Raw genomic sequence first — 22,841 nt, forward strand, 5'->3', positions numbered from 1 at the left:
CTTATGACCGAGAGCGAGAAAAAGGGTTCAAGTGCGTGCTGCGGTCCCGCTCGGGTACGCGACGACCACGCGCTTGGGCATCAGACCTTTCCTACCAGCGATGACTCCGTCGAACACGATATCGTCGACATTCCGGGCGGGACCGGGTTTCTTGGCACAGACAGGCCGGAACTTGCCATTGATGGCGAGGCCCCCTTTCGCCAAAGCAAGGTCAAGCCATTTCGGATCGACACGACAACGGTTACGGTTGCTCGCTTTGCCGCATTTGTTGCCGCGACAGGCTATAAAACAGAGGCTGAACGGCTGGGAGATTCATTTGTTTTCAGGGGGTTCCTTTCCGGCAACGCATTGAATGCGCCATCCGTTCCAGGTGCGCCTTGGTGGCTGATGATTAAAGGAGCCACTTGGCGCGCCATTTACGGCCCCGGTTCCGAAGCGGATACCAACCCTGACCATCCCGTCGTTCATGTGAGTTGGAATGACGCAATTGCCTTTGCGTCCTGGGCTGGTGGCAGACTGCCGACAGAGGCCGAGTGGGAACATGCCGCACGCGGCGGACTTGGAGATATTCGTTTTCCTTGGGGTGACAAAGAGCCCGACGACACCAACTACTTTCCGTGCAACATCTGGCAAGGGCGTTTTCCAGACAAAGACATGGGCCGCGATGGATATATCGGCACTGCACCGGCGCAGTCATTCGAGCCGAACCCTTATGGTCTTTTCAACATGGTGGGAAACGTCTGGGAGTGGACATCCCAGCCTTTCACCGTTCGGTCGCTCAAAAAGTCAGTGAAACGCGCCCATCGCGGCAAAGCCGGGTTCAAGATCACTAAAGGAGGGTCGTTTCTGTGCCACCTAAGTTATTGCTATCGCTATAGAATAGCCGCGCGCACCGGGACTTCTCCTGACAGCGCTATGTCACATCAAGGGTTCAGGTTGGTCTATGATGTCAAAGCTTAACACCCAGCGAAGTGCATAAGATGGATACCCGCCAACTCACCGCTAATTTCAGTCTGAGACGCCCCTGGTATGGGGAAGTAAATCGCGCCACGTTGAAAGACGATGCGGTTGCAGGGCTGACCAATGCCGCAATCGTTTTGCCCCAAGGCGTGGCCTTTGCCGTTATTGCCGGTCTGCCGCCGGAATACGGATTGTTCACGGCGATGATCACCCCGGTTATCGCGGCCATTTGGGGCACCTCAATGATCATGGTGTCGGGGCCGACGACGGCGATTTCCGCGGTCATGTTTGCGACCCTGTCTCAGATGGCCCCTGCCGGAACACCGATCTACATTCACATGGCATTGACCCTTACCATCATGGTCGGGCTGTTTCAGTTGCTCGCGGGTGTCTTTCGGCTTGGCGGTCTGATTTCTTTCATTTCCCATTCCGTCATGGTCGGGTTTACAACGGCCGCAGCACTGTTGATCGGTGCCTCACAGATCGGTGGCGCGCTTGGTATCCAAACCGAAGGGGGTGGTGGTGTCGTCGAGCGCATATGGCAAGTGGCCGAGCACTTGGAGGGCTTCAATCCTGTCGCCTTGCTGATCGCGGGGGGAACGCTTGCGACGATTGTCATAGTCCAGAAAATCAACCGCAAACTCCCGGCCTACCTTTTTGCGCTGGCTGTTGGGGCGGGCTTGGGTGAAATCCTGGACGCGCGCACCTCTGGCATTGCGATGTTTGAGAGCCTGCCTTCGGTGATCCCAAGCCTGAGCATACCGGAAACGTCTATTTCTCAAGTTGTTTCGCTGCTTCCGAGTGCGGTTTCCATTGCGTTCATCGGTCTACTGGAAGCCATCAGCATCGGACGTGCATTCGCAATGCGGCGACACGAGCGATATGATTCAAACCAGGAGATTATCGGCCAGGGGCTGTCCAATGCCGTGGCCGGTTTTTTTCAGGCCTATGCCGGGTCCGGATCGTTCACACGGTCTGCCTTGAACGCGGAAGGTGGTGCAAAAACTCCGATGTCTGCCATCTTTGCGGCGGGCTTTTTGTTGATCATGTTGCTCGTGTTGGCGCCTTTTGTGGACCGGATTCCCAAGCCTGCGATGGCCGGGATCATCATCTTTGTCGCGTGGCGTTTGATCAATTTCGCGGAAATCAGGCACCTGATTGCGAACAGTCGAAGCGAAACGCTAATCCTGCTGCTGACCTTTGTAACCGGGGTCGCTACCGAACTTGAAAATGCGATTTTTGTCGGCGTGGTTGCTTCGCTTGCTGTCTTCTTGCACCGTAGCGCCCGCCCGCATGTCGCGGTGCTTGCGCCGGTCATGTACCATGGTCGCCGTTTGATGCGCGGCGTGCCATTTCATAATCTCGAGCAGTGTCCGCAAGTCCTTGTGCAGCGGCTGGAAGGCCCTTTGTTCTTTGGCTCGGTCGAGCATATTGAACGTGAATTCCGCAGATATGAAACGGCCTATCCAGAGCGAGATTACAAGGTCCTCGCTTTGAAAGGGCTGGGCAAGATTGACTTGTCGGGTGTGGATTTGCTGATGGCAGAGGCTCTGCGCGCACGCAAGAACGGCGGGGATTTTCACCTTGTCGTCGCGTACATGGAGACAGTGCGCGCTTTGGACGAGATGGGTCTTTTTGACGTGTTGGGCCGTGACCATATCCACCCAACCAAGGCCGAAGCCATCGCCGCAGTCGTCGCACAAGTGCGCGACAGTATTTGCCGGGACTGTACAATCCGGGCCTTTTCCGAATGCGGTGCCAAGCCTGCACCACAGGGGGCCGACAAACAGAAACCGCCCCCCGAAATTGAACAGATTTATCGGTTTTAGCGATCACAAAAGTCGCGTCAGCATTCAGCAATATCACAAGTCCAATGATCACCCCAATCAGGGAAGACCTAATATGAGCGAACCAGAAAAAGCCCAGTTGAGTTCCAGTCAGCTGCGAGTACAAGCAAATGTCATTCGTGGGTTGGCGATTGATGCCGTGGAAGAGGCCGGGCACGGCCATCCCGGTGCTGCCATGGGAATGGCCGACATCGCGGCCGTTCTTTATGCGAAACATCTGCGGTTTGACGGGGCCAATCCGGATTGGCACGATCGCGACCGGGTCATTCTGTCAAACGGACATGCGTCTATTTTTCTCTACTCGCTGCTCTACCTGACAGGGGTGCCGGGAGTCGAACTCGATGATATAAAAGCCTTTCGCAAAGCCGGATCCAAGACGCCGGGGCACCCGGAAGTAGGACATACGCCTGGTGTGGAAGTCACAACCGGTCCGCTGGGACAGGGGCTTGGGATGTCGGTCGGAATGGCGCTGGCTGAACGTCGTTTGCGCGACGAGTTTGGCGCCGACGTCTGTTCGCACCGAACCTGGGTTTTTGCCGGGGATGGTTGCCTGATGGAAGGCGTAGGTCAGGAAGCGGCATCTCTGGCCGGGCATCTGAAGCTGGGGCATTTGAACGTACTTTACGACATGAACAGCATCACCATCGACGGCAGTACTGATTTGTCCTTTTCCGAGGATACAGCGGCAAAATTCAAAGCACTCGGGTGGCATGTTGTGACGGCCTGTGGTCACACACATGATGAAATTGATGATGCCCTGGCTGCCGCTATCGTAGAAACGACGCGCCCCTCGATCATCTTGTTTCGGACAACCATTGGCTTTGGCGCGCCGACAAAATCCGGTACATCGGGCGTGCATGGATCAAAGCTTGGGTCAGATGAGGCGGCTGCGGCAAAAGCGGCTTTGAATCTTCCTGCTGCGAAATTTGAAATACCGGATGATCATTTGGCGACCTGGCGCGCCTTTGGCACCAGAAATGATGCCGAACACAATGCGTGGCGCAACAGGTTGGCGCAATTGTCAAAGGATACAGCGGCGTCTTATGACCGACGGATGTCGGGGCAGTTGCCGGACGATCTGGGTCAGCTGGCCCAAGACACAAAGGCAGAATGGGCGCAATCAAAACCCAAAGTCGCCACGCGCAAAGCGAGCCAAATGGCGCTGCAAGTCCTGACCACACATTTGCCCGAGATGATTGGCGGGTCAGCCGACCTTTCCGGATCGAACCTGACAAAAACGACCGCGATGTCGACCGTGTTCAGCGCAGAGGGATCAGGGCGTTACGTCAACTATGGCGTCAGAGAGTTTGCCATGGCCGCAGCAATGAATGGCATCGCCATGCACGGCGGATTTGTGCCCTATGGCGGCACGTTTCTGGTCTTTTCCGACTACATGCGCAACGCGATCCGTCTCTCTGCCTTGATGCAGGCGCGGGTCATTTACGTCATGACGCATGACTCGATTGGATTGGGTGAAGATGGTCCAACGCACCAACCCGTTGAGCACCTTGCCAGTCTGCGTGCCATCCCCGGACTTCACGTGTTTCGGCCGGCAGACACCATCGAAACGCTAGAGGCATATGAGACGGCGTTGACGCTGAATGCACCGTCGCTTTTCGCGTTGTCGCGTCAAGGCACGCCAGCATTGCGCACCGAAGCTACCGCAGAAAACATGGTTTCCAGGGGCGGTTATCTCATTCGCAAACCGAGCGGAAAACGCGACCTTACAATTCTGGCGACCGGCACAGAAGTCGCCATCGCGCTGGATGCGGCAGAACAACTCGCCAGGGAATCCTTCGAGGTTGCGGTCGTATCGCTCGCCTGTTGGTCCTTGTTTGATGCGCAACCCAAAGCCTATCGCGATGAAATCCTGGGCGACGCGCCAAGGCTGGCCGTCGAGGCCGCGAGTTCTTTCGGTTGGACACGTTATGTGGAAAGCGAAGATCACGTCATCAGCGTGGATCGCTTCGGTGCCTCGGCAAGCGCAGAAACCCTTTACGAAGAATTTGGTATCACGGCGCAGGCCATTTCGGAGAAATGCCTGCGCCTTCTGAACAATCATCGCGCACAGAAATCTGTGCAGCGTCAAACGGGAGAGCTCGCATGAAAAGCGCATTGGAACAACTGCAAGAAATGACGGTCATCGTGGCGGATACGGGTGACGCTTCGCTCGTGAAACAACACAAGCCACAGGATTGTACGACAAACCCGTCATTGGTGCTGGCGGCGTTGAGCGCAGATGACGCACAGGGCCTCATTGCCTCCGAAGTCGCGACGGCCAAGAGCCGGGGAATGGATGTGGCGACCCTGTGCAGGACGTTGACCGTTGCCATTGGTGCAAATCTCACAACATTGGTTCCAGGCAGGGTTTCAACCGAGGTGGATGCACGGCTATCGTTTGATGTCGAAGGCTCCATTCGTCAAGCAAATGAGATCGTTGAAGACTATGCAAACCGCGGCGTCGGCAGCGACCGCATCCTGATAAAGCTGGCGTCGACGTGGGAAGGCATTCGCGCCGCAGAGCAGTTGCAGAAAGCCGGAATTGACTGCAATCTCACGCTTCTTTTTGCCATGGAGCAGGCTAAGGCTTGCGCGGATGCAGGTGTTTTCCTGATCTCGCCCTTTGTCGGTCGGATCACCGATTGGTACAAAAAGACAACCGGGGTTGAAGACTATCTGCCTGAGGAAGACCCGGGCGTTAAGTCTGTTCGGGGGATCCATGAGTATTACAAATCACACGGAATCAACACGATTGTCATGGGGGCATCTTTTCGCAACATCGATCAGATCAAGTCTCTGGCAGGCTGTGATCGTCTGACCATTTCACCCAAATTGCTTGCGGAGCTTGGAAAAGACACGAACCCGGTCCCGAGGATGTTGAACGAGCTGTCAGCTTCGACAGAAGGAAACAAGACGGTTTTGCGCGAATCTGACTTCCGCTGGGGCATGAACCAAAGCGCGATGGCGACCGAGAAACTGTCCGAGGGCATTCGCAATTTCAATGCTGATCATCAAAAGCTTCTTGGGTTGCTCGCACAAAAAATTTAGGCGACCAAACGGTTTTCTAACCCAAACAACCGGCCTGATTACCGGCAACAAGGCTTAGACGGTGCGATCAGATGTGCTGTCGTCAGGGGGACCCGCCGGCGCGGGAAAACCCCCTGGCTGACAGCGCCAAAACTCCGATGTCGATGTTCTGGGAGGCAGCTCTGGCGCCGGATGTCCGGTGCCAGAGGCCAACGCCCGGTCCGAAAATGATTGATCAGATGTCAAAATTCGTGGGCAAAACCACTATGTCGCGAATGGTGATGTTGCGTGGCCTCGACAGCATGAAGACTATTGCCTCTGCCACATCGGACGATTCGATAAGACTACCGTTTTCGCGTGCCTTTTTCAGGTTTTCTTCCGGCCAGTCGGCCAGCAACGCCGACACCACCGGACCGGGGGAAACCTGACCGACCCTGATCCCCTTTTGGGACAATTGACGTCGCATGATCTGTACAAAACTGGTCATCGACCATTTGGACGCCGAATAGACTGGCTCCCACCCGATGGCAGCGTGCCCGGCGACAGAGCAAGTGGCAATGATATCGCCCGCACCACGTTCCGTCATATGCGGGATCACGTCATGCACATTCTTGATCACAGCATTGATATTGAGGTTCAACATCCGGTCGATCGCAGTTGATGTTGCTTCAATCAAATCCCCGCCGATATAGCTTCCTGCGTTGCAGTGAAGGATGTCAATCTGGCCGGTCTTTCCCAGAATTTCAGGCACCATGGCAGCGCAGTTGTCGGGATCAAGCAGATCCGTCACTTGCGCCAACGCCCGTCCGCCCAGTCGGTCGGTTTCCTTTTTTAATGCGGCCTCATCACGATCTACCAGCACAACCATCGCGCCTTCCGCAATCAGCGCCTCGGCGGTTGCCAGGCCGATTCCCGAAGCCCCACCAGTGATTACTGCGATCTTTTTAGAAAAATATCCGGCCATCCGATTCTCCATAAAATGATCTCCGCGTCTTACCATTTAGCCTGACATTCCATGAAGCTCGCAATAATCATGAAGGAGTGAATTATTTTCATGCCAAGAAATTCTACACGCGGTCGCATGGGGGACGGGAAACAAGAGACAGTGTGACGTGCCAAACGGCAGAAAGGTCAGCGGCTACGTTTCCCGTGCAATCATCGCATTGCCAATTGCGGTTGCCAACGCCCGGACACGCCGCGGCTGGGCACGACCGGGCGGGAACATCATCTGGAGCGGATTGGCCGGCGGTGCATAGCCTTCCAGGAGGGCGACAAGTCTTCCGGACTCAAGATCAGGAGCCACGTCGAGTTCCGATTTCAGAATGATGCCACACCCTTCCAAGGCCCATTGCCGTACCAAAGAGCCGTCGTTGACCGTCTTGTTGCCGCGCACGGTCACGGTTTGCGGTTTTTTGTCGGTTCCAAAGCGCCAGACATTGTCCAGGGTCGTCCCGAACCGCATGATCAGGCAGTTGTGCTGGGCCAGATCGGCCGGCTTTTGCGGCGCGCCATGCGCATCGATGTAGCTAGGTGACGCGCAGACAATCCGTCGGAAATGGCCCAGATTTCGCAATCGCAACGTGCTATCGGTGATCGTGCCAAACCGCAACGCCAGATCAAACCCTTGCCCGACGATATCCACATAGCCGTCCGACAAAAGCAACTCGATTGAAATCGCGGGGTTTTCGGTCGTAAAGCGTGAGATGACCTCCGACACGATACAGCGGCCAATGTCGATTGGTGCACTGACCTTGATTGGCCCCGAAAGGGTATCGGCCCCGTGGCGGATACGCGTTTCTAGATCTTCGATTTCTCCCAGCACCAGCTTCGCCCCGCTCAACAGTGTGCGCCCCTCATCGGTCAGGCTGAGTTTGCGCGTCGTTCGGTTGAACAGCACAACACCGTAATGCGCCTCGAGGGCGGCCAGTCGCTCCGAGACCGTGGTGGCGGACAGCCCGGCCTCGCGCCCGGCGGCGACAAGGCTGCCCTTCTCGGTGATGGTCAGGAACAAGCGGATGTTATCGATCAACATTGAACGGAATTTCCGGATTATCATTTCGAGTGTTGTCTGTTTATCCGCAAATACCCGCGCTGTATATCTCCCTCATCAGAACAGACATTCAAAGGAACAACCCAATGTCCAAGCTTACAATCGTCGCCAATATTCACGCCAACGCCGACAAGATCGACCTGGTCAAAGCCGAGCTGCAGAAGCTGGTCCCGATCACTCGCGCCGAAGAGGGCTGCATCAACTACGATCTGCATCAGGATAACGAAAACCCTGCGCATTTCATGTTCTACGAAAACTGGGAAAGCCGTGAACTCTGGCAGACGCATATGAACGCGCCGCATCTGGCCGCTTACATGGCCGCCACCGATGGGGCTGTTGCGGAATTCATTCTCAACGAGATGTCCCATATCGACTGAGCGACGCCACGACAACCGGAGACCGCATCATGAAAACGACCCACGCCACCACAGCAGAAATCCAACCAAAGAACTTAAAACGCCCGGACGCGCGGCTGTCGCCACATGACATAGCGGGTATCCGGAACCGTGGGTCAGCGGCATCCGCCGTCGATCTGGCGGGGTGGTTACGACGCGTCTTTCGCAAGTAGCCGTTTTACCGACTAACACAAAACCCTTTCCCGTGATTACCAAAAATCTGGCACCTGCGTGCCGGATCACGGGGAGGTGTGCCTCACATATCCCCACTCCGAAGTCCCAATCGCTCCTCTGAAAGGCACCTCCCATGACACCGACAAAACTGCTCACATCCGCAATTGCTTTGTCCTTCGCATTCGTCGCGCAAACATCTGCCGATACCACCGCTGACCTAATAACCTTTGCGGAAATCAGCGACACGCGCCCCGGCAACATCACCGTGACACCGGACAACCGCGTGATCATCACACAGCAGCCGCTGGATGGCCCCACTTTGCGCGTTGTCGAAGTTCTTGAAGACGGCACCAAGGTTCCGTTCCCGACGCAGGACTGGGCAGATGGCCCCGAAGCGGGCGACGTCGGTATTGCTGGCACCATCGGGATCAAATCGGATGCAAACGGCATCGTGTGGATCCTCGACATGGGTAGCGCGGACAGCGCACCGAAACTGGTTGGTTGGGATACACAGGCCGACGCGTTCCATAAGATCATTGAAATCCCGTCCGACGTCGTCACACCGATCTCTTTCCTTCAGGATTTCGCCCTCGATGAAGAGCGCGGCAAAATTTACATCGCCGACATGACTTTCACGGCACCAGCGGCCGACCTGAAGCCTGCGTTTATTGTGATCGACCTTGAAACCGGCACTGCACGCCGCGTTCTGGAAGCATCCGGGACACTGATGCCATCTGACGAGGATGTAGTCATCGATGGCAATCTGGTTGGCTTCAAAGACGCCGATGGCAACGCGACCCCCTGGCACCTGTCGATGAACGCGATCACAATCGACCCGACGTTCGATAACGTTTACTTCGGTACGATGAATGGCCGCGACATCTGGCGCATCCCCGCTGCCGCTTTGGCAGATGCGGCGCTGGACGATGCCGCGCTGGCGGGCCAGATAACCCGCTACGCCGAAAAAGGCCCGAACGACGGCTTTATCATCGACGGACAGGGCCGAGTGTTCTCCGGCGACGTCACCCGCAATGCCGTGACGGTGTCTACACCGGACAGCTTCGAAATCTTTGCGCAGGACGACAAGCTGCTGCGGTGGGCCGATGGCTTTTCCTTCGCACCGGATGGCACGATGTACATCGTCGCCAACCAGCTGCACACGCACCCCGCGTTGAACATGGGCGACGATGGCAGCAACCACAGCTATGTCATCCTGACCGCGAAACCCTGATCCAACACCTTGCGGCACCGGACAAACGGTGCCGCTCCGATTATTCCAGTCTCGGAGAATGAAGATGAAAGCCATCGGCTATACCACCAACGGCGCCATTGATCGCGCCGACGCCCTGATCGACCTTGAGATCGAACAACCGACCGCAAAAGGCCACGACATCCTAGTCAAGGTTGCGGCGGTGTCGGTCAACCCCGTCGACACGAAGGTTCGCCAGAACCGCCCTGCAGAAGGCGACACGCCCGTGATCCTCGGCTGGGATGGCGTGGGTGAGGTTGTTGAAATTGGCGGCAAGGTCAGCCAGTTCAAAACCGGCGACCAGGTCTGGTTCGCGGGCGCGATCAACCGCTCCGGCACCAATGCCGAATATCACCTCGTCGATGCCCGTATCGTCGGGCACGCGCCAAAGACAATCGAAACCTCTGCCGCCGCCGCGCTGCCGCTGACCACGCTCACCGCGCAGGAGATGATTTTTGACCGCCTGAAGGTTACCGATCCGGTGCCAGGTGCTGCGAATGCCATTGTGATCATTGGCGGCGCGGGAGGCGTTGGATCCATCGCGATCCAGCTTTTGCGCCAGCAGACGGACCTGACGATCATCGCGACAGCCTCGCGTGCCGAAACCCAGGACTGGGTCAAGGAACTGGGTGCGCACCACATAGTAGACCATTCCAAACCGCTGCCCGAACAGATTGCCGCGCTAAACATAGGCGCACCTGCCTTCGTGTTCTCGACCAACTATTCTGAAACCTATGTATCGCAGATCGCCGAATTCATCGCGCCGCAGGGCCGCTTTGGCCTGATTGACGACCCCAAGGGCTTTGACATCATGCCGTTCAAGGGCAAAGCCGTGTCGATCCACTGGGAGTTGATGTTTACCCGCTCGCTGTTCACTACCGACGACATCGCGCGTCAGGGTGAAATCCTCGATACCGTGGCTGGCCTGATCGACGCAGGCAAAGTGCGCTCTACCGCGACCGTGAGCTTCGGTACAATCAATGCCGAAAACCTGAAGCGCGCCCATGCACTGATCGAAAGTGGCAAGGCAAAGGGCAAGATCGTACTGGAAGGCTTCTGAGATCCAGGTGCGCAGACTTGATCACGTCAACATCCAAACCACCCAGGTCGAAGCGTTGGTGGCCTGATACGGCGACATATTGGGCCTGCACACCGGCCCGCGCCCGAACTTTCCATTCCCGGGCGCCTGGCTTTATGCTGGCGACGCCGCTGTCATCCATCTGGTCGGGCATGGCGGTGATCCGGCGGACGGTTCCGAGGTGAAACTCAAACTCGAACATTTCGCCCTGACCGCGACAGGCAAAGCAGATTTTGAGGCAAAATTGAGTCACAGAGCCGTTTCTCATCAGCGCTTCGAACTGGACGAGATCGGAGTTGTGCAGTTCCACCTCCGCAGTCCCGATGGCAATCACGTCTACATCGATTTCATTTCGCAAGAATGACGAGCAATGGCGGTCGGCAGTTTTATTAAGGTATCCTGCGCCGTGAAAGCGAAGCAATTTTGGATGTCACAGATTTAGTCCCGACGAAAACAAATATGGCCCGCCATCCTATTTATACGTTTTAAAGCAACAAGCTGAATGGTTCCGCCTAGTATAGTTTGGTGCCTGTGAGTGATCGCGCTTCAGAAGCCCGGTGCAGCACAAAACAGCCATTGCTACGGGGCGGAGGGCCTTCTGCATCGGCGATAGCCACTCCGGAGATATGTCGGATTTTTCCGCGCAACCGTTATCGAGCCTGTAAGAATGCTGTGCGATGGATGAATGGCTGGAATGCGAAAGCTGCGGTGCGGCGCTCGACGTGGAGGTGAGTGACCGGTCTGAGCCGTCGAGGCCTAAGTGTTTTTCTGTGTTTGCAACATTCTGCAGCTGCGAGCGTGGTAGGTATGGGCTCATTTTTCTCTTTCGCCGCGCTCTGGTCGAAGGTCCGCTTTCACAAAACAACTGGCAAATCCGCTTTTGCTCGGAAGCTCCATAATGGTATCAAGCGTGCGCGAGGCTATGGGCGTAACGTGCTGTCTAAAATATTCTAGGAATCAAATATTTTTGGTTGTCCTATAAGTTGAGATCAAAAAATCGATCGGCTAAGACATCAAGTGTCTGACGTCATCGCTTATGGGTCCAATTAGGGCAATTTGATAAGAGCGTGTTCTTGGCTCATCGTAACCACCAAGGAGTGGACGATGAGAAAGACAAGTAAGAGCCCCGGCGAGAAGTTCTTTATGAGCAACTGCGTCAATGGGCGAAGGAACCAGTGAGCCGAAGCGCACTAACTATCGAAGAGATCAATCAGATAATCTCATTTCTTTCATCGCTCGAGTATGTCTCAAGGGTCGAGGTTATTAGCCCGAAATAGCGATCAAACCCAAGCTGGATCAGAAACTACCTTTCGCCCTAAGCGGCCGTTGATGTTTAACGGAGCGAATACGGAAGTCTGCTTTTGCGCATTGCCGACATTTGTTCAGACCGCAGCAAAAGACCGCTTTCCGCCCCATGAGTTACGGTTAGTCGATCGCTGCAATGCCACTAATAAATATAGGATCTCTAGTAGTTTTCGGTATTCTGTATCAGCAAGTACTTTACTTCCGATCTACGGTTCAGCCATGAGCCATCTTTCCAACGATCTACCGACCGTTGTCATTCGACAAACCGAGGGCTGTCTACCGATATAGCCTTCGACCATATCCAGTGATGAATCGGAAATGGCAACAGTCCGATCAATTCCTATGCCCAGACTTGGTGCAGCTCTCTCGACGAATTCCATAACGTCGTCGACAGCCTGAAACATTGATCCATCCTCATTGAGCGGTAAAAAACGCCGGGTAGCTAAATCAATTAACTCCGGCCAATAAACAAGGTGGCGCCAAAGTGTAGGTACCGCCGGGTTACGACGTTCAGCACCAATGAACGTTGTTCTTTCAAGGATGTTCCAGTTTTCCGATGAAATTTGGTCTTTTTCCAGCAAAGGTTTCAAAGCAGAGCATTCTGGTCTGGCTGATACCATTTCTTTAAAATAAAATGCCTTTCCGGGAGTGCGCGCGAGAGCGGTCAGAGCAATCAAGGACAGGGCGTTAGCTCTGTTATAGGCTCGAACAATCATCAATATTTCTGATTGATCGGCTTTGAGACAATCAAAGGAAGCCAATTCTTCTGATGCAGTATTCGAAGGCGTAGGAAAAACAACGTCCTTCTCTAAAGCCAATATGAACTGATCAGCTTGGCCATTTTCTATTACTGGGCGAACAGCGGTCCAAACTGCTTCTAGATCACCATCGACACCGGCCAAACCACGCCAGATTGCCGTGACTATGGGCACGTTCATCACCGATCTAATATCCGCGAAGATTTCGGCGGTACGGCCCGTCGCACCGGCTTCGGAGATCGCCCCAACTGGATCGTGTTCGTGATTTTGGCTTGAACTCACGCGCCCATCTTTTCTGCAAAATCGATGAAGTCAGTGGCATGAACATCGATACGCTCATCACCCACCAGATCGGGTTCACGGTCGCTGTCGCCGAATTCATCTGGGCGTACGATGAAACCCGCCCGCAGACCGTTTTTACGTGCGTTATAAAGATCAGAGAGATGGCAAGCAGCAACCATGACCTCATGTGTTTCATATCCAAGGAGATCAACAGCGCCCAAGTAGACTTTTGGATCTGGTTTGTAAGACCCAAAATTTTCGGCACCCATAATAACATCCCACGGCAAGCCGGCGTTTTTTGCCATATGCACCAAGAGGCCGTTGTCGCCGTTGGACAGCGTACCAATCATATATTTTTGCTTAAGACGGGTCAGCCCTTTAACACTATCCTTCCAAGGGGTAAGTCGGTGCCAGGCTTTGTTCAAATGGCGCAATTCGGCTTCGGACAGTCGATCCAGACCATAGTTTGCTTTCAGCAGGTTCAAGCGTTCCCAATGCAGCAGGTCCGCCTTTTTCCACGGTTGTTTCTCCAGCAAAAAGGCCCGCGAGCCCTCGTTGTAGCCGGCGCGCCACTTGTCTGCGAATTCTGACCAGTTGGCATCAATGCCATGGGTCTGGCCGACCTCTTCGAGTTCACGCAGGATAGAGCCTCGCCAATCCACGACAGTGCCGAAGACATCAAAGATTATGGCTTTTACTTGGCCGAGTGCATCACTCATGAGCATTCGCTTTCTTTATAAAGAGTTTGTTAGACAACACCGCCGTCAACGATCAGGGTTTGCCCCGTCACGAAACGCGCGTCAGAAGACCCAAGCCAAAGCGCAGCTTCGGCAATGTCATTAGGCTTGATCAGGTCTGGAACACATTGAATTTGACGGGTTTCGTCATACCATGCTTCATCCACATCATCTGCGACCCGTTCCGTCAGCACGCGCCCAGGGGCAATCGCATTCACCGATACTCCTTTGCCGCCCAAATCACGCGCCAAACCACGTGTCAAACCGATGATCCCGGCTTTTGCAGCATGATAGGCGGCAAGGTTTCCAGCCAGTTTCATCCAAGCCGAAGACGATAGGTTCACAATTGCAGCGTGGCCGGATGCCGTGTCCATTTGTTCTGAAACCGCAGAGCTTAGAACCGCGTAGTGATCAAGGTTCAACGCCATCATGCGCTGCCAGTCTTCTGCGGACAGTTGATCAAAGGCGATCCGACGATCCACACCTGCGTTATTGACCAGAACTTTAACGGGACCATGGGCAGAGATCGCTGCATCCGCAACGTTTCTTAACCCGCCTAAATCGGTCACGTCACAGGGCTGCGAGACGACGTACCCCTCGGCTTGCTCAGCTGTCTCAGCCAAGCCTGCTTCATTGATGTCAATCGCTGTGACTATTGCGCCTTGTTGCGCATAGGCAATTGCAATCGCGCGTCCAATGCCCGCCGCAGCGCCTGTGACAATCACATGGCTGCCGCGGAAATCGTCATAGATTACAGCCACGCGCGGACCTCGTGGATTGGCTGACCCGCGATATCAACGTCGATCGCGAACAGACCGCCGGACAATGGGGCCTCTTCCAAAACATCCGCAGGAAGACGGATAGACGCGCTGGTGATGTAGAGCGTTTTTAGATCATCACCGCCAAAACACAGGCTGGTTGGTCGTGGAACGGGCATATTGATTTTGCGCAGCAACTGACCCTGTGGATTATAGTAGTTCACACACCAAGCATCCCACAGCGCGACCCAGATATTACCAGCGCTATCAACGCACAGGCCATCCGGTTTGCCTTCGTGTGGTTTGAAATTCAGGAACACTTCACGATTGGTGGCTATGCCGGCTTCGCTGTCAAAGTCATAGACAAACACATTGCCCACGGCACTATCGACGAAATAGAAACGTTTCTCATCCGGGCTCCAGCCCAGACCGTTAGCAACCTGTAAGCCGCCATCGACAGCCCGTGCGCTGGTGGCATCATCAAAACAGTACAAAGATCCCGACGGCATCGAAGCATCAAGGCTCATCGTACCTGCCCAAATACGCCCTTTACTGTCAGTCTTGGCATCATTGAAACGGTTCGTCGATATATGGGCTTCGGGGTTGTATAGCGTGCGGAAGCTTTGTGTTTCAGCATTGTAGCTTTCCGCCCCGTTTTGGGTGATGGCCACAAGCTTGTTGTTTTCAGCTGGCAAGATCGCACTCACCAGATAGGGCACCGGATGGGCAGCATCTCGGCCCGTTTGGGGATCAAAGGCATGCAACGCTGGCGCAGCCAAGTCGGCCCAACGCAACAGACCTTCGCGTTTATCCCAGACCGGACCTTCACCAACAACTGCGCCAACAGGGGCCACACATCGTAGGTCTTTCTCGACAGGCTCGACTGGACGTGAGTTAGGCATAATACTCAATGGTGCGCTCCCGATGAGGCCCATAATGCGGCGTGATGCTTCCATAAGATCACGACCGATAATGTGACGACGCTCAAGCGAGATACGATCCGCAAGAGCAGTGACAAGGATGGCACCGTTGCCCATATCAGGCCCGCCAATGATCGGCGCGGCGATGATAAGGACGCCATCAAGCGTCGCAGACGGTGCGATGGTGTATCCGCGGGCACGGCTTATGGCAAACTCAGCATCCAACTCGGCACGTTCTTCTTGGGAGAGACCAGAAAGGAACCGGTTGGTTAAGTTTGGCGGCATGCCCGCGAGGATGGCGCGGCCCGCTGCGCTAACGACAGCAGGCAGACCACTTCCGATTTCGACGCCAATGCCCAAGCGATTGCTTGAGCGACGCACATCAACGCAGATCGACCGGTCCTTTTCCAATTTGGCAAGGCTAATCGTTTCATTGATGTCCTCAGACAGGCGCGTCAATTCATCTGCAGCTGCACTTCTCAAATCGATGTTTGCAAGTGAGTTGCTTCCGAGTTCGACAAGCCTGTGACCGAGGCTATAGGTTTTCAGTCGTTCATCATGCAGAACATATCCAAATTCGATCAATGCATTGAGAAGCCGGTACAGGGTCGCTTTCGGCAACTTCGTTTGACGTAAAAGTTCTGCCGAAGTGCACGGCTTATCTGCTTCGTAAAGGTACTCAAGAATTTGAATACCTTTCACCAGCGTGCCTGCTCCAGGATATTTCTCCGCAATATTTTCAAATTTGTTCAAGGTTCTTAGTCCAAAGCCACGTATGTATTAGGATCAAATACGTGTATTTTCTCTTTCGGGAAACCCATAGAAACCGATTGATCAATCGCGTACTCTAGATCATCGATCACTCGGATCAGCATAGACTTCACGTCACGATCCGCATCATCTGGTCCGAAATCCGCTTCTTCACTCTTCAAGCTTTGGCTCTCAGGCGTGTCGAAATGCAGGATTTTCTCCGTACCAAGAGTCTCAACCAGCGTGAGTTTGGACGGCAGGCGACCACCTCCGATTTCGATATGTTCAGGACGGATCCCAAAGATCGCCTCCTGCCCCACTAGACGCTCTGCAGCTTGTGGGATTTCCACGTCATGGCCCGCGAAAGTCGTCGTGACTTTTCCATCGGCGGATTTAACCGGCCCACGGAAAAAGTTCATACCTGGCGAACCGATGAACCCTGCCACGAAAATATTGCGCGGATGGTGGAACAGATCATGTGGTGTCCCGATCTGCTGCACAACGCCGTCACGCATAACAACGATCTTATCGGCCATTGTAAGCGCTTCGGTTTGGTCGTGTGTCACGTAAATCGTCGTTGTGCCGATCCGTTTCTGCAGGTTCACGATTTCAGAACGTGTCTGAACCCGAAGCTTCGCATCGAGGTTTGACAGTGGTTCATCCATCAAGAAGGCGCTTGGTTCACGGACAATCGCACGACCCAGAGCAACACGCTGACGCTGACCGCCAGAAAGCGCCTTTGGACGGCGATCCAGATAATTTGTCAGCTCCAGAATTTTTGCAGCTTCTTCTACCCGTTCGTTGATCTCTGCAGAGGACATGCCCCGCATTTTCAGACCAAAACCAATGTTCTTGCGCACTGACATATGCGGATAAAGCGCATAGTTCTGGAAAACCATCGCGATGTCGCGTTTGCCAGGCCCCAGATCCGTGACATCACGGTCACCGATCCGGATAGAACCTGATGTGGCAGGCTCAAGGCCAGCCAGCATCTTAAGGGTGGTGGATTTACCGCAGCCCGAAGGCCCGACGAACACACAGAACTCTCCATCTTCAACGGTAAGATTGAAGTTTTTTACCGCCTCGAATGAGCCGTATGTTTTGTGGATATTTTCAAATTCAACTACAGCCATGATAGTTCCTTATTTTTCAGCACCGGAGGCGAGACCGCCAACGAGAAAGCGTTCCAGGACGAGGAAGACAAGAAGGATTGGAAGTGACGCCATGAGCGAGGCCGCCATAATGACGTTCCAGTCGGTCACGAATTCCCCCTTCATTGCTGCAATCCCCATGTTCAGTGTCCATTTTGATTCAGAGGTCTGCAGGAACGTCCGTGAGAACAGAAAGTCCGACCAGCTGATCACAAAGGCATAGAGTGCGGTAGCTGCGAGGCCTGGGGCCGCCACTGGCAGAACGATCCGCCAGATTGTGCCCAAGGGTGAACAGCCATCAACAAGTGCCGCGTGCTCCAATTCTTCGGGAATGGTGTCGAAGTAACCTTTCAGCATCCATGTGCAGAAAGGCACGATCAACGTGGCCTGCGTGATCACGACGGACCAAAGCGAGCCAACCATCCCCATCGATCTAAAGATCGCAAAGAACGGGATCACAAGCAGCGTTGCCGGCAGCATTTTTGAGGTCAGAATGAACAGACCAATCGTTGTGCCACCGCGCAGACGGTACCGAGACAGTGCATAGGCCGCGAAAATGGACACAGACAGTGCCAGGATCATCGTCGCGATCGCGATGGTGACCGTGTTTTTCAGCCACAAACCAAAGGGTTGGTTTGCCAAGAGCGTGGAAAACACATCCCATTGCGGGGATTCCGGCCAGAAGGACGGCGGAAAGCTACGCAGTTGGTGAACAGGAGACAGCGCGGTCACCACCATCCAGTAGATCGGGAACAGAAGTATGGCGATCACGAGGATGACAGTGATATAAATGGCCGCCTGCCGAAGTTTTGAGTCTTTCATCGGTCCTATCCTTAATGCGGAGAGTTAGCGAAACGGCCCACCAGCGCGCGGCTGATGAATGCACAGATGATGAGCGTAACCACACCCACAGCGGCACCTTGGCCCATGCGGAAGAAGCTAAACGATTGCTCATATGTCATGATCGACAGCGATGTTGTCGCACCAAGCGGACCACCTTCGGTCAGAACGTGGATAATCGCAAAGTCACGGAAGACCCAAAGCGTTGTCATAACGAGCGTCACACCGATCACAGGCATCAAGTTCGGGATGGTCACATACCAGAAACGCTGGAATGGTCCGGCACCGTCTACTTTGGCAGCCTGATATTGCTCTTCTGGAATGGATTGCAGACCTGCGAGCAGCATGATCGACATCAACGGATAGCCTTTCCAGATCATCACGAAACACACAGCAAAGAAGGCTGCATTTGCATCGGAGGCAAACTGGATCGGCTGATCGATCAACCCGACCTGCAACAGGCCCCAGTTAATCACACCAAAGGAACTGTCGAGCATCCAAGCCCAGACGACGGTCGCAACAACTTCGGGCACGGCCCAAGGCAGGGCTACGAAAAGACGCGCAGCTGCGCGGCCTTTGAAGCGTTGATTGACGAGCATTGCCGTTGCGAGGCCGATCACCAATGCTGTGCCACCAACAAAAAATACCATTTTTGCGGTTACCCAGCCGGCGCGCCAGAATTCATGTGATCCAAACAGCCAACGGTAGTTATCAAGGGTACGCGGTTTTGCGTCTTCGCCGATTCTGGCGATACGAACATCCTGCAATGACACGTCTACCGACAATAAGATCGGATAGACAATGATTGCAGCCATCAGGATTACCGCTGGAGCCAGCAGCAAATATCCGAAGGTTTTGCGGTTCTTAGGGGCGCTAAAGTCAATCATTTCCGGGACCGATCTTGCGAATGTAATGAGTAAGGTAAGGCCACCAGAATAGTGGCCTTACCTGCTAGTGAAGTGCGTTGGGTCACTTTTTGATGGCCAACACGCGTTCTTGGATTGTCTTGCCTGTCACGGCTGGATCGATGTCTTCGATCAGCATGCGCTGAACTTCTTGGAGAACAATCTTACCCACTTCTGGGAATTCGATCTCTAGGCCGCGTGGCAGGCGATCAACGCCAGCTGCTGCCGCTGCATTGGCTTGCTCAGCGATCAGCTCGAAGTAAGGCTCAGCTGCGATTTCCGCAGAGTAGTCCAGACCTGGACGTGGTGCCGGTGAGCTAGAGATCGCGGAGAAACGCTGCTGATACTTCTCAGAGGCTGCGATTTGGATAAAGTCCCAAACCAGATTTTTGCGCTCATCTGAAATGTCGCTTGGGATCGCTAGAACATTGGACGTACCGCCGACAGGAGGCGAGAACGGCGTTTTGGCAAGCTTCAGGTTAGGAAGCATATCTTCTGCAGCGCGTTTCTGTACGCCACGAACCCAGGGACCATCGAGTAGCATCGCGATGTGGCCTTCGATGTGCAATTGACGCATGTCGCTGGTGCCTAAGTCCCGGGGAGTTAGCCCCTCGTCAAACAGCTGTTTCCAGCGACGCAACCCTTCAATTGTGCCTTCGGAGTCGAACGTCGGTTTTCCGTCAACAGTCCAGTCGCCACCGGCACCCAGAACGAAATTCAGAATGCCGTGCATCACCGAAGATGCGCCTTTTGTCGGCATGCCCACGCCGAACTTATCGGTCACGCCATCGCCATCTGTGTCTTTTGTCGCAGCCCGCGCTGCGGCCAAAAAGCTTTCCCAATCAGTTGGCGGGGTGGTGACACCGGCATCTGCCAGAAGCGCTTCATTATACGCCATGACATAGCCAGCATAGAGAAGCATCAGGCAGGATGTGTTGCCATCCCATTCGCATGTCGCCTGACCTGCCCAACCGGTTAGATCCAGACCTGACTCGGCGATGTAAGGATCGAGAGGCTCCAGCCAGCCCTCAGCCGCGAATGGCTGATATTCGAAAGCCGCCAAATGTACGATGTCTGGCGGAGCTGCGCCTGCAAACATTGTAAACATAGATGTGGCGTATTCGTTACGTGCCACACGTGTCATTTCGATGTCGACACCCTCATGAGTGGCTTCGAATTCGGCGATGACCTCATCCCACCAAGCACCAAAGCTTGGGTCATCTTTTTGCCAGCTCACGAAAGTTAGGGTTTCAGCAGAAACCGACAGCGCTGAGAGCGTTGTTGTCAGCGCCAGCGCGGTCGTTGCCGCTATTCTGGACAATCGCTTCATTGTTAGTCCTCCTCCATTGTCATAAGAAAACGAGTTCAGTTAGATGGGCAAGCCCATCCGCATTCGGGGTAACACCGTGACCTAGTGTATCCGGAATTTCGAAGGCGCCTGATTGGCAGGCCGTAGCCCCATCCAATAATTCAGCGTTGCGCCCAAATATCGTGTGTTGGAATTCATGGCTTTCCGCACCGGCGGCAACGCTAGCGCGCAGACTGGCGGACATAAAGATGCCCAAACCAATTGTCGCATGTGGGATCAATCGGCTACTCGCCTTGACCGCACGTTTCGCCATGCGCATGAACTGCGTTACTCCGGTATGCCCCATCTCTGGTTGTACGATCGAACATGCGCCAACACGTGGAATGTAATCCCACTCACTTCGCCATTCTTCACCCAAGGCGAGCGGCGCTTTGATCGAGCGACCAACAGCGACCTGAGCCTGAATATCTTCAGGTTTAACAGGCGCTTCCAAGAACCAAGGATTATATGGTTCCAAATCTTGATCCATCTCTGTCACTTCAGACACAGAGAAGGCCCAGTGCAAATCTAAGGCAATGCGGTGATCGTCACCCAGTGCTTCCCGCAGGGCTGCAAACTCGCCAACCACGTCGCCATCGTCTGTCGCGCTGACCGGTATCTTAATGGAATCAAATCCAAGGCCTTTCCAACGCAGTGCTTCTTCGATCCGCCCAGCGCGGGTTTTCTGAGGCAAGCCAGAAACATAGCCATGCAGTTTATACGCTCCTGGTTTTCCCAACACAGCCTGAAGGCTTTTCCCGCATTTGCGCGCGTGAATATCCCAAAGCGCGATGTCGATCGCGGCCAAGGCGTCGGCAAGATAGCCCCCCCAATAGCCGCGCACGCGTTGCAGATCGTATAGCGCGTCCCAAACCTTGGCCGGGTCGCTGCAATCAAGCGTTTTCAGGTAAGGGCCGATCAAATCTTCGATAATCGCGAGGATGGTTTTCGGAGCGACCAAACCATAGGTTTCACCCCAGCCAACAACCCCATCCGCATCGGTCAATTTCAAAACGACAGAGCGATCTTGGCGCGGATAAATCGTGCCGTTGAAATGGCGCACGACATGGTGATCACCAATCGCCTGCTCGCCTTTCGCGACCTCGCCCAGATAGTTCTCATCTCTTTGACGTTCAAAGACGAAAACCTGGATATGTTCAATCCGGTCAGTCACTTGAGGCCTCAGAAGTTTTGTAAGACATGGCCTCTTCATAGAATTCTATGATCAGCATTTTAAGCGCATCATCCATGTCTGGAAGTCTTTCGCGAACGATATCGGTTTCAACCAACCCGCGGTGTTTCAATATCAGCTTGGTCAAGCGCATCCGAAACGGGGCTTGGGTCAGCAAGATCGGCAAGCTGCGCACATAAAGCGCCTTAGCCGTGTCGCGATCTCCGCTCAGATAGGCCTGCATCAAATCAACATGCAGTTCGAGCAACTCAATCGCAGGCATGGTTGCGACAGCGCCGCGATCAAGCTCTTCAAGTAAATAGCGCGCGCCGCCTCCGCCGATCACCGCATCCAGATCCGGGCCGCATGCTGCGACAAGCTCTGACACTTTGATCCCTGATGGCACGCCTTCTTCTTTGACATAACGAATAGAGGGCACAGCTTTCGCCAAAGCAATCATCTCTTCCGCGCTTAGATCCGCGCCGCGCGGCGCAAATAGGTTTTGCAAAATAATAGGCAGCCCACCTGAGGCCTCTTCGATCTTGTGAAACCAGCCAGCGTAGTCCGGACGCATATCAGGCACGGCCATCGCCATAATCGCCTGCACGTTCTGCGCAGCAACCTTGCCTGCCAACGCCACCATCTCTGCTGGATCAGCAGTGTTCACCCCTGCGATCACTGGGACACGACCATTGGTACGGCTCACCACCACATCCAGACATGCCATCCGCTCCTCAGAGGTCAGATGAACATCCTCACTGGCGACGCCGGGGTAAACCAGCGCCGCTGCGCCAAAAGCGATTGCATCATCAACCACTTTGGCCAGGGAGGAGTGATCTGGCGTGCCATCCACCGCGAAGGGTGTTGGCACAATAGGAAGTACGCCGGTCAGTGTTTTCACATCAGTCCCTATAATTGCAACTCGTGTTTCATACTTGAAACTAGCTTATGTTATGGGTACCTTGTCAACAACTTTTCCAGATTTCAGGAACCGAGATGCCGCAACCTACTAATTTTATGAGTGATGAACGCAAAGCGGCGCCTTTGCCTTTTGTCGCTACGTCAGTAGTGCGAGGCTCCTGCGATTCGATTCGCCACACTGAAATTGGGAAATCCCTTTATTTCATTCGCCTTAA

Annotated in this window: 21 protein-coding genes; 9 read left to right on the plus strand and 12 right to left on the minus strand. The window is 54.4% G+C overall.

Annotated elements, in window-relative coordinates:
• The first annotated feature begins 3 nt into the window (after nt 1-3).
• From ABXG94_RS17240 to tal, 4 genes are all read left to right on the plus strand, one after another.
• A complete protein-coding gene (locus ABXG94_RS17240; protein ID WP_353536230.1) occupies nt 4-960 on the plus strand; it encodes a formylglycine-generating enzyme family protein in 957 nt (318 codons plus the stop codon).
• 20 nt (nt 961-980) lie between these two features.
• Nucleotides 981-2,789, plus strand: coding sequence for a SulP family inorganic anion transporter (locus ABXG94_RS17245; protein WP_353536231.1), 1,809 nt, complete (start codon nt 981-983; stop codon nt 2,787-2,789).
• Nucleotides 2,790-2,862: 73 nt separating this feature from the next.
• On the plus strand, nt 2,863-4,914 hold the full coding sequence (gene tkt / locus ABXG94_RS17250) for a transketolase (protein ID WP_353536232.1): 2,052 nt from the start codon (nt 2,863-2,865) through the stop codon (nt 4,912-4,914).
• On the plus strand, nt 4,911-5,855 hold the full coding sequence (tal, locus tag ABXG94_RS17255) for a transaldolase (RefSeq protein ID WP_353536233.1): 945 nt from the start codon (nt 4,911-4,913) through the stop codon (nt 5,853-5,855). Before tkt ends, tal begins: the two co-directional genes overlap by 4 nt.
• A gap of 214 nt (nt 5,856-6,069) precedes the next feature.
• Here tal and ABXG94_RS17260 read toward each other — a convergent pair whose 3' ends face one another.
• On the minus strand, nt 6,070-6,798 hold the full coding sequence (locus tag ABXG94_RS17260) for an SDR family oxidoreductase (RefSeq protein WP_353536234.1): 729 nt from the start codon (nt 6,796-6,798) through the stop codon (nt 6,070-6,072).
• Nucleotides 6,799-6,972: 174 nt separating this feature from the next.
• Nucleotides 6,973-7,866, minus strand: a complete 894-nt coding sequence (locus tag ABXG94_RS17265; RefSeq protein WP_353536235.1) for a LysR family transcriptional regulator — start codon at nt 7,864-7,866, stop codon at nt 6,973-6,975.
• A gap of 104 nt (nt 7,867-7,970) precedes the next feature.
• Between ABXG94_RS17265 and ABXG94_RS17270 the strand changes: the two genes are divergently transcribed.
• The 5 genes from ABXG94_RS17270 to ABXG94_RS17290 all read left to right on the plus strand — a co-directional run bounded on the left by ABXG94_RS17270 (nt 7,971) and on the right by ABXG94_RS17290 (nt 11,144).
• Nucleotides 7,971-8,261: a putative quinol monooxygenase gene (locus tag ABXG94_RS17270; protein WP_353536236.1), complete on the plus strand. Its 291-nt coding sequence runs from the start codon at nt 7,971-7,973 to the stop codon at nt 8,259-8,261.
• Nucleotides 8,262-8,290: 29 nt separating this feature from the next.
• A complete protein-coding gene (locus ABXG94_RS17275) occupies nt 8,291-8,452 on the plus strand; it encodes a hypothetical protein (protein WP_353536237.1) in 162 nt (53 codons plus the stop codon).
• Between the two features lie 134 nt (nt 8,453-8,586).
• Nucleotides 8,587-9,684, plus strand: a complete 1,098-nt coding sequence (locus ABXG94_RS17280) for an L-dopachrome tautomerase-related protein (RefSeq protein WP_353536238.1) — start codon at nt 8,587-8,589, stop codon at nt 9,682-9,684.
• A gap of 64 nt (nt 9,685-9,748) precedes the next feature.
• Nucleotides 9,749-10,762 carry a zinc-binding alcohol dehydrogenase family protein gene (locus ABXG94_RS17285; RefSeq protein ID WP_353536239.1) on the plus strand — a complete coding sequence of 338 codons (1,014 nt, stop codon included), beginning with the start codon at nt 9,749-9,751 and terminating at the stop codon, nt 10,760-10,762.
• Nucleotides 10,763-10,841: 79 nt separating this feature from the next.
• On the plus strand, nt 10,842-11,144 hold the full coding sequence (locus ABXG94_RS17290) for a VOC family protein (RefSeq protein WP_353536240.1): 303 nt from the start codon (nt 10,842-10,844) through the stop codon (nt 11,142-11,144).
• A 1,147-nt stretch (nt 11,145-12,291) separates the two neighbouring features.
• Here ABXG94_RS17290 and ABXG94_RS17295 read toward each other — a convergent pair.
• The 10 genes from ABXG94_RS17295 to ABXG94_RS17340 all read right to left on the minus strand — a co-directional run bounded on the left by ABXG94_RS17295 (nt 12,292) and on the right by ABXG94_RS17340 (nt 22,606).
• A complete protein-coding gene (locus ABXG94_RS17295; protein ID WP_353536241.1) occupies nt 12,292-13,125 on the minus strand; it encodes a hypothetical protein in 834 nt (277 codons plus the stop codon).
• Nucleotides 13,122-13,844, minus strand: a complete 723-nt coding sequence (locus ABXG94_RS17300; protein WP_353536242.1) for a haloacid dehalogenase type II — start codon at nt 13,842-13,844, stop codon at nt 13,122-13,124. Before ABXG94_RS17300 ends, ABXG94_RS17295 begins: the two co-directional genes overlap by 4 nt.
• Before the next feature lie 29 nt (nt 13,845-13,873).
• Nucleotides 13,874-14,623 carry an SDR family NAD(P)-dependent oxidoreductase gene (locus ABXG94_RS17305; protein ID WP_353536243.1) on the minus strand — a complete coding sequence of 250 codons (750 nt, stop codon included), beginning with the start codon at nt 14,621-14,623 and terminating at the stop codon, nt 13,874-13,876.
• Nucleotides 14,614-16,293, minus strand: coding sequence for an SMP-30/gluconolactonase/LRE family protein (locus ABXG94_RS17310; RefSeq protein ID WP_353536244.1), 1,680 nt, complete (start codon nt 16,291-16,293; stop codon nt 14,614-14,616). The genes ABXG94_RS17305 and ABXG94_RS17310 overlap by 10 nt, the downstream gene beginning before the upstream one ends.
• 5 nt (nt 16,294-16,298) lie before the next feature.
• Complete coding sequence (locus ABXG94_RS17315) at nt 16,299-17,423, minus strand: ABC transporter ATP-binding protein (RefSeq protein WP_353536245.1); 1,125 nt, start codon at nt 17,421-17,423, stop codon at nt 16,299-16,301.
• A gap of 9 nt (nt 17,424-17,432) precedes the next feature.
• Entirely contained in the window at nt 17,433-18,263 is an 831-nt protein-coding gene (locus ABXG94_RS17320; protein WP_353536246.1) for a carbohydrate ABC transporter permease, read from the minus strand.
• Between the two features lie 11 nt (nt 18,264-18,274).
• Entirely contained in the window at nt 18,275-19,168 is an 894-nt protein-coding gene (locus ABXG94_RS17325; RefSeq protein ID WP_353536247.1) for a carbohydrate ABC transporter permease, read from the minus strand.
• Between the two features lie 82 nt (nt 19,169-19,250).
• Nucleotides 19,251-20,516, minus strand: coding sequence for an ABC transporter substrate-binding protein (locus ABXG94_RS17330; protein ID WP_353536248.1), 1,266 nt, complete (start codon nt 20,514-20,516; stop codon nt 19,251-19,253).
• Between the two features lie 19 nt (nt 20,517-20,535).
• Nucleotides 20,536-21,708, minus strand: a complete 1,173-nt coding sequence (locus ABXG94_RS17335) for an enolase C-terminal domain-like protein (RefSeq protein WP_353536249.1) — start codon at nt 21,706-21,708, stop codon at nt 20,536-20,538.
• Entirely contained in the window at nt 21,701-22,606 is a 906-nt protein-coding gene (locus tag ABXG94_RS17340) for a dihydrodipicolinate synthase family protein (RefSeq protein WP_353536250.1), read from the minus strand. Before ABXG94_RS17340 ends, ABXG94_RS17335 begins: the two co-directional genes overlap by 8 nt.
• Nucleotides 22,607-22,841: the final 235 nt, after the last annotated feature.

This window comes from Cognatishimia sp. WU-CL00825 (assembly GCF_040364665.1).
Lineage (GTDB): Bacteria > Pseudomonadota > Alphaproteobacteria > Rhodobacterales > Rhodobacteraceae > Cognatishimia.